The organism is Armatimonadota bacterium (assembly GCA_035527535.1).
GTDB lineage: Bacteria > Armatimonadota > Hebobacteria.
Genome location: DATLAK010000046.1, coordinates 1 through 5,283 on the forward strand (window position 1 = coordinate 1; position 5,283 = coordinate 5,283).

Annotated in this window: 10 protein-coding genes; 1 reads left to right on the forward strand and 9 read right to left on the reverse strand. The window is 68.6% G+C overall.

The genetic code is table 11. From position 1 onward, the window contains the following. A partial coding sequence (locus tag VM221_02795; protein HUT73749.1) for a DEAD/DEAH box helicase family protein occupies positions 1–458 on the reverse strand: 458 nt, incomplete at its 3' end. A gap of 288 nt (positions 459–746) precedes the next feature. Between VM221_02795 and VM221_02800 the strand changes: the two genes are divergently transcribed. Next, a complete protein-coding gene (locus VM221_02800; GenBank protein HUT73750.1) occupies positions 747–1,115 on the forward strand; it encodes a hypothetical protein in 369 nt (122 codons plus the stop codon). A gap of 66 nt (positions 1,116–1,181) precedes the next feature. Here the strand turns inward: VM221_02800 and VM221_02805 are convergent, their stop codons facing one another. From VM221_02805 to VM221_02840, 8 genes are all read right to left on the reverse strand, one after another. Beyond that, positions 1,182–1,724, reverse strand: a complete 543-nt coding sequence (locus tag VM221_02805) for a hypothetical protein (protein ID HUT73751.1) — start codon at positions 1,722–1,724, stop codon at positions 1,182–1,184. Positions 1,725–1,810: 86 nt separating this feature from the next. Further along, positions 1,811–2,725: a DNA methyltransferase gene (locus tag VM221_02810; protein HUT73752.1), complete on the reverse strand. Its 915-nt coding sequence runs from the start codon at positions 2,723–2,725 to the stop codon at positions 1,811–1,813. After that, positions 2,722–2,961: a hypothetical protein gene (locus tag VM221_02815; protein HUT73753.1), complete on the reverse strand. Its 240-nt coding sequence runs from the start codon at positions 2,959–2,961 to the stop codon at positions 2,722–2,724. Before VM221_02815 ends, VM221_02810 begins: the two co-directional genes overlap by 4 nt. Next, complete coding sequence (locus tag VM221_02820) at positions 2,958–3,692, reverse strand: hypothetical protein (GenBank protein HUT73754.1); 735 nt, start codon at positions 3,690–3,692, stop codon at positions 2,958–2,960. The genes VM221_02815 and VM221_02820 overlap by 4 nt, the downstream gene beginning before the upstream one ends. 193 nt (positions 3,693–3,885) lie before the next feature. Beyond that, positions 3,886–4,182, reverse strand: a complete 297-nt coding sequence (locus VM221_02825) for a hypothetical protein (protein ID HUT73755.1) — start codon at positions 4,180–4,182, stop codon at positions 3,886–3,888. After that, positions 4,179–4,379: a hypothetical protein gene (locus VM221_02830; protein HUT73756.1), complete on the reverse strand. Its 201-nt coding sequence runs from the start codon at positions 4,377–4,379 to the stop codon at positions 4,179–4,181. The genes VM221_02825 and VM221_02830 overlap by 4 nt, the downstream gene beginning before the upstream one ends. Before the next feature lie 85 nt (positions 4,380–4,464). Beyond that, positions 4,465–4,986: a hypothetical protein gene (locus VM221_02835; protein ID HUT73757.1), complete on the reverse strand. Its 522-nt coding sequence runs from the start codon at positions 4,984–4,986 to the stop codon at positions 4,465–4,467. Then, the coding region (locus VM221_02840) for a hypothetical protein (protein ID HUT73758.1) at positions 4,983–5,283 on the reverse strand (301 nt) is incomplete at its 5' end. The genes VM221_02840 and VM221_02835, both read right to left, overlap by 4 nt.

Consider the following 5,283-nt stretch of genomic DNA (forward strand, 5'->3'; position numbering starts at 1 on the left):
ATCGGCGTCCCGGCGGGCAGGCACTCGTCAATGACCACCATGCGAATCGGCGAATCCGCTCCGTCGAAGATGCGCCCCAACCGCCCACCCTCCTCGGTCGCCCCGCGTGCGATGGTCCCGGTGCTGGCGAAGATGACGGCGGCCCCGACATCATCGGTCCCGCCCTGGACGATCCCCGCCTCGCCGGCCCCGTGGAACTGCGCCAGCCCCCGCCACGCCTCAAGGGGCTGATTCACCAGCTCGGAGCGATGGGCCACCCACAGCACCCGGCCCCCACGCCTCACAGTGGCCGCCGCCATGGACAGGGCTGTCATGGTCTTGCCGCAGCCCGTGGCGAGCACCAGCAGCGCGGCAAGCCCGCCCATGCTGAAGTCATACCGGACGGCGGCGAACGCCTCCTCTTGGTAGTACCGGAGTTGGACCTGAGCAGCGGCCGGCCCGTCGTCGCGGGCGCTCACTGGTTCGACCCATCGCCCAAGATCTGGGCGCGTGCGGAGTCCTGCCCCATCGGGGCTGCGGTCGTCGTCATGTTCTCAATCCTGTGGTTCGCTGCGCCTTCCCCTGGCGACCCCCCCGGGGATCAACCGGGGAGGGGTGGCATGGGCCACCAACCAGGAGAGACACGATGTTGCGCCGGTTGCCCGGCAAGGGGCCTGTATCGTCTGCCACGCATGGCGCAACTCAATATCTGCACATTCGGCGCAAGGCGCGATAGGGGCCAGTAGCGCGACGCGCGAAGGAGCCCCATGAGCGACTACATCTGGCAGGACGGCAAGTGCATCCCCGCTGAGTTCAGCGACGACGAGGTGAACGATGGATTCACTCATTCCACCACCGTCGCGGGCGACATGGACACCAACGGGGTTGCGATCCGGAACGGCGGCGAGGTCCGGGGCCACCGGTTCGCGATCGAGACGACGATCGCCGGGGAGTGCGGGTTCATCCTCTGCCTCGACCTGCCCGCCCTGTCGGCCGCGCTGCGCGAGTTGGCCCCGCTGATCGAAGTGCTCGACAACGTGGCGGAGGTTGAAACCCGGCGCGCCGTGATGGAAGAGACGAGCGCCTATGCCGACCGGATCCGCCTCGACCTGGCCCACAAGCTGCCGGTCAACTGAGCCAGCCGCGCAAACGAAAGAGCCCCGGCCTTGCGACCGGGGCTCAATGCTGTAGGGGATGCCGGTCTACTTGTCGTGGTGCTCAGCGTCCGCGAGCGCCGGGTGCATCGGCCCCGCGTGGACCGTGAACCCGAAGGGCTCGGCGGCATCCCACAGCGCCTGGACCTCTTCGGGGGTCTGATCGACGATGCGGGAGCCCATGCCCGGCAGGGTCACATAGGTCTGACCCGCCTTGGGATGGGGCTTCCCATCAGAGTAGGTCGGCCAGACGACGTGGAACCCGACGACGGGCAGCACGGCGGGGTGGCCCTCGACCGTGGCCGAGATCATGCGGGCCTTTTCGTGGAGCTGGACCGTGCCCGTGCGGGCCTCGACGATCCGAAGGGCGGCCCCGGAGATCGGGCGAATGTCGCCCGGCTCGTCTCCATCCTGCGGGACGCCCATGTGGCCCGGAAGCCAAACCGAGTCGGTGTTGACGGCCACCTGGACGGGTTTGCCCATGGTGCCGCCGTCGAACAGGACGGTCGTGATCATGCAGCCGCGCTCGGTATTCTTCGCATAGACGCGCGCGATCTGGTTCTCGTGAACCTTGAAATCATACAGAAACATGCAGCACTCCTGCCCTGTATCGGGCGTGTTGGAGCCCCCTCATTGGGGGCGGTGTCCGCTATCCCGTCAATCGGGCGCGGCAAGGGTCATCCGAAAAGCGACTGCTGCCGATACCGCTCGGTCAGCACGCGACGTGTCACCTCAACCCACGGCACGGGGTCGAGGCCGCGCGCCCGGTTCTGTTCATGGTCCTGCCTGCTGCCGAGGTCACCGCCGACGAAGCGCCGGCCGTGGTCGAGGGCCGCGGCAGCCGTTGTGCCAGCGCCGACGAAGGGATCGACCACCAGCCCACCGGGCGGGCAGAAGCACCGCACGATGTCGCTGGCGAGCCTGTAGGGCCATCGTGCGGGGTGGCCTTGGGCTTCGACGTCGGGGGCGCCGGTTTGTCCGGCCCCCGCTTTTCCATATGCCCAAAGAGTACCGGGCTGCGTTTTTCCATTCTCCGCTGCCCACCCCGAAACCTGCCGCACATTGACTGTCCCGTCGTTGCGTCGATTTGTCCCGCTTCCTCCGATATAGGCCCCATCTGTGGACTCCGAGGCGATCGATTCCTTCTCAAACCACCCACCCCCCCCGGGGCGCTGAAACCACAGCAGGGGCTCCCAGTCGTTTCGGAAGCGCCCGACGTATGCGCCCGGCGTCCCGTCACGCCCAAACGCCAGCCGATCCGGCACCCGGAACCCGACGCGCTCAGCCCAGTCAAGCATCATGCGCCACGGGTGAAAGCCGCGCTCGGTCCCGAACCCCGGCCGCCACTCCCTGACTGGCGCGTCCACGTTGACGAGCGCGTGACCACCTGGCTTGAGCGCCCGGAACACGAAGTCACCGAGGCGCGCATAGTCGGCGTCATCCCATGACACGCCCATTCCGTAGGTACGAGCGTCACAATACGGAGGCGAGAAGGCCACAAGGTCAGCGCCGCCCATCGCTTCGACCGTCTCAAGCGTCTGCTCATAGGGGCCATGGATGAGGGCGCATCGGTCCTGCCAGTCGTTGGTCACGTCTTCACCTCGTTGTATTCTTCGTCTCTCGCGCTGGCCTTGACTTCGACCGCATCAACGCCGACGACGAAGCGCCGGGCCGCAGCCTTCGGGGCCACGATCTCAACCCCGTGGAACAGCACAAGCCACGCTGCGTCCGTCTCCCACGCCCACAGATGGGCACCGATGGGCGCGACGTAGCCGCCGCAGTCGAGGGGTTGCAGGAGGACGATGGAGGCGGGGGTGGCGCGGGTCATCCGAAAAGCCCCGTCTGCACCGGCACCGTCCAAGCGGGCGGCCGGTTCAGCGTCAGCCATTCGCACTTTTGTTTTGAGAATGTGCGCGCCTGGCCCACTCTCGCCCCGGTGATCTCCACCGCGTGCCAGCCATCGGCGACCAGCTCAGGGATGGGCTCGGCCTCGGAGATGCAGACGATGGCGCCGGCCTCGGCCCAGCGGCGAACCACCGGCAGCCACTCTTCGCGGGGGAACAGGTGGGCATAGCCGGTGGTCCCCTGGTACGGGACATCAGCGTACACCACCGTCCCCGGCGGCAGAGTGCCCGGCTCGATGGGGCGGGCGTCGTCGGCGATGGTGGCGGGGAGTCCTTGTAGCCGGGCGATCTTGGCCGCGGTCGCGGTCGTGTCTTGTCGCCGGTCGCCGGGGCCGACGAATCCGGTTCGGATATTGCCCTGCTCATAACTCCACATTGAGCGCACCACCCACCGCGCCACCTCCCGCGCATCAGCAGGCGGGCAGACTGGCGGCCCCTCGGCTCTCAGGCGCTCCCACAGCGCGCGGGGCTCCTCATCGGCCCATGACCGGATGATATCGGCAGCCGCGAGGGCCAGCGCGCGATCCCGGTATGCTTCAAGGAGCAGTCGGCAGCCGGCATCGGGCTCGCAAAGAAGGTAGTGGTCGGCCTTCTGCCCCGCGTGCAGCCCCAGCACCCGGAGGATTGCGTCTGCGTAGCCCGACTTCGAGCCCATCCGAGACACCGGGGGCTTGGCCTTGCGTTGCTGGAGACGGAGCGACAGGGCCGCCGTGCCTGCGCACAGCTCAACGAAAAGCGGGACCGGCCCCATCACCACCCCATCGCCATCGCCAGCCAGGTCGGCCCGACGCAGAGGGCGGGGGGCAGCATCAGCAGGGCGAGGATGTGGGCGAAGTCGCGGGCGCGGGTCACGACGACACCTCCCCGCCGTTGCTGGCGATCAATGCGCGCAACTTGGCCGCCTGCTTTTCGATGCTCTTGATCTTGGCCTCAGCCCGCCGCACGACATCAGCGCGGGCCTCGGCTTCGGACACAAACGCATCGCGCCCGAGGATGAAGTAGCCCCCGAACTTGTGGAGCCGGAAGTAGGGCGCCGTCCCATCCGCGACGATCAGCCCGTCGTCGTGGCGCTGAATCCCGCCGCCCAGGGCGTACTTGGTGACCCACACGGGCCGCTCAGGGGTGACGGGGGTTCGGTCGCTCACGCCCGCACCTCGAAGCCAGCGCGGGCCAGCCGCATGGCGTCAGCGTTGACGACGACGAGGAACTGACCATCGGCGCCCATGACGACGCGGTGGGGGCGCTCGCACCGGGCAGCGCAGGTGAGGGCGAGCGCCTCGCTCACGAACAGGTCGGGCCGGTTGCGGAGGGCGACACCGTGGTAGTTGCGGGTCAGGGTCATGCTGTCTCCATTCAGGCGGGGCATCATCGCCGCCGCCCCATTCCTATATGCTCACCCTTGCGCCAGCGCAACACAAAAGTATGAATCAGCCAAACCGCCCACGCGCCGCCAACGCCAGCCCCGCGGCATCGGCGATCCCGTCGTGAGGGGTGCGGACGGCGCCGGGCATCAGGTCGAGGTCGGGGACGCGGGCCATCACGGCAGCGAGGGTCGCGGCCTTCGGGTCGCCCCCTTTCGCCACCACGATCCCCGCCAGCCGCCGCCACGCCTGCGCCCGGATGATCTCGTGCGGCCACCCGAGCGCCGACAGCAGGCCGAGCCACGCGCCAACGTGCATCCCCGACCGCTGCCCAGAGCTGGCCGATTCGCCGGGCCGGGTAGACGGCATCTCGACCAGCACCCCGCCGACCTGGCACCCGTGGGCGACGGTGCGGAGGGCGTCCAGGTAGAGCGGGACGGTGAGCCCCGCTTTCAATGCGCCCCGCTGGTAGCCCACCGGCCCGTCCGCCCTGACGGCGATCGGCGTGCCAGCGTGCGAGCCCGACCACGGCAGCCCGACGACCGCGCCATGACCGCCGGGGTCGATGCCGATGTAGACGATACTCACAGAATCACCCCATGGTCGCGGGCGAGAATGCCCAGCGCATGGGCATTGGCCCACCGCAGATAGACCCTGACGTATTCGCCCCTGATCGGGCTCCCCGGATGCAGCCCCAAGGCGGTCAGCAGCTCGCCGACCTCCTGGGCGGTGCCGTGGAGGTAGCCCGACAGCACGCGGCGGAGGCGGCTGTAGCGGATCGGGTCGTCGTCCTCATGGACGCCAGCGCGGCCGAGGACCGTGGGCGCGTCGATCCCTGACATCTGCCAGAGCCGCCGCATGATGGGCCGGGGGTCGGTTGGTTCG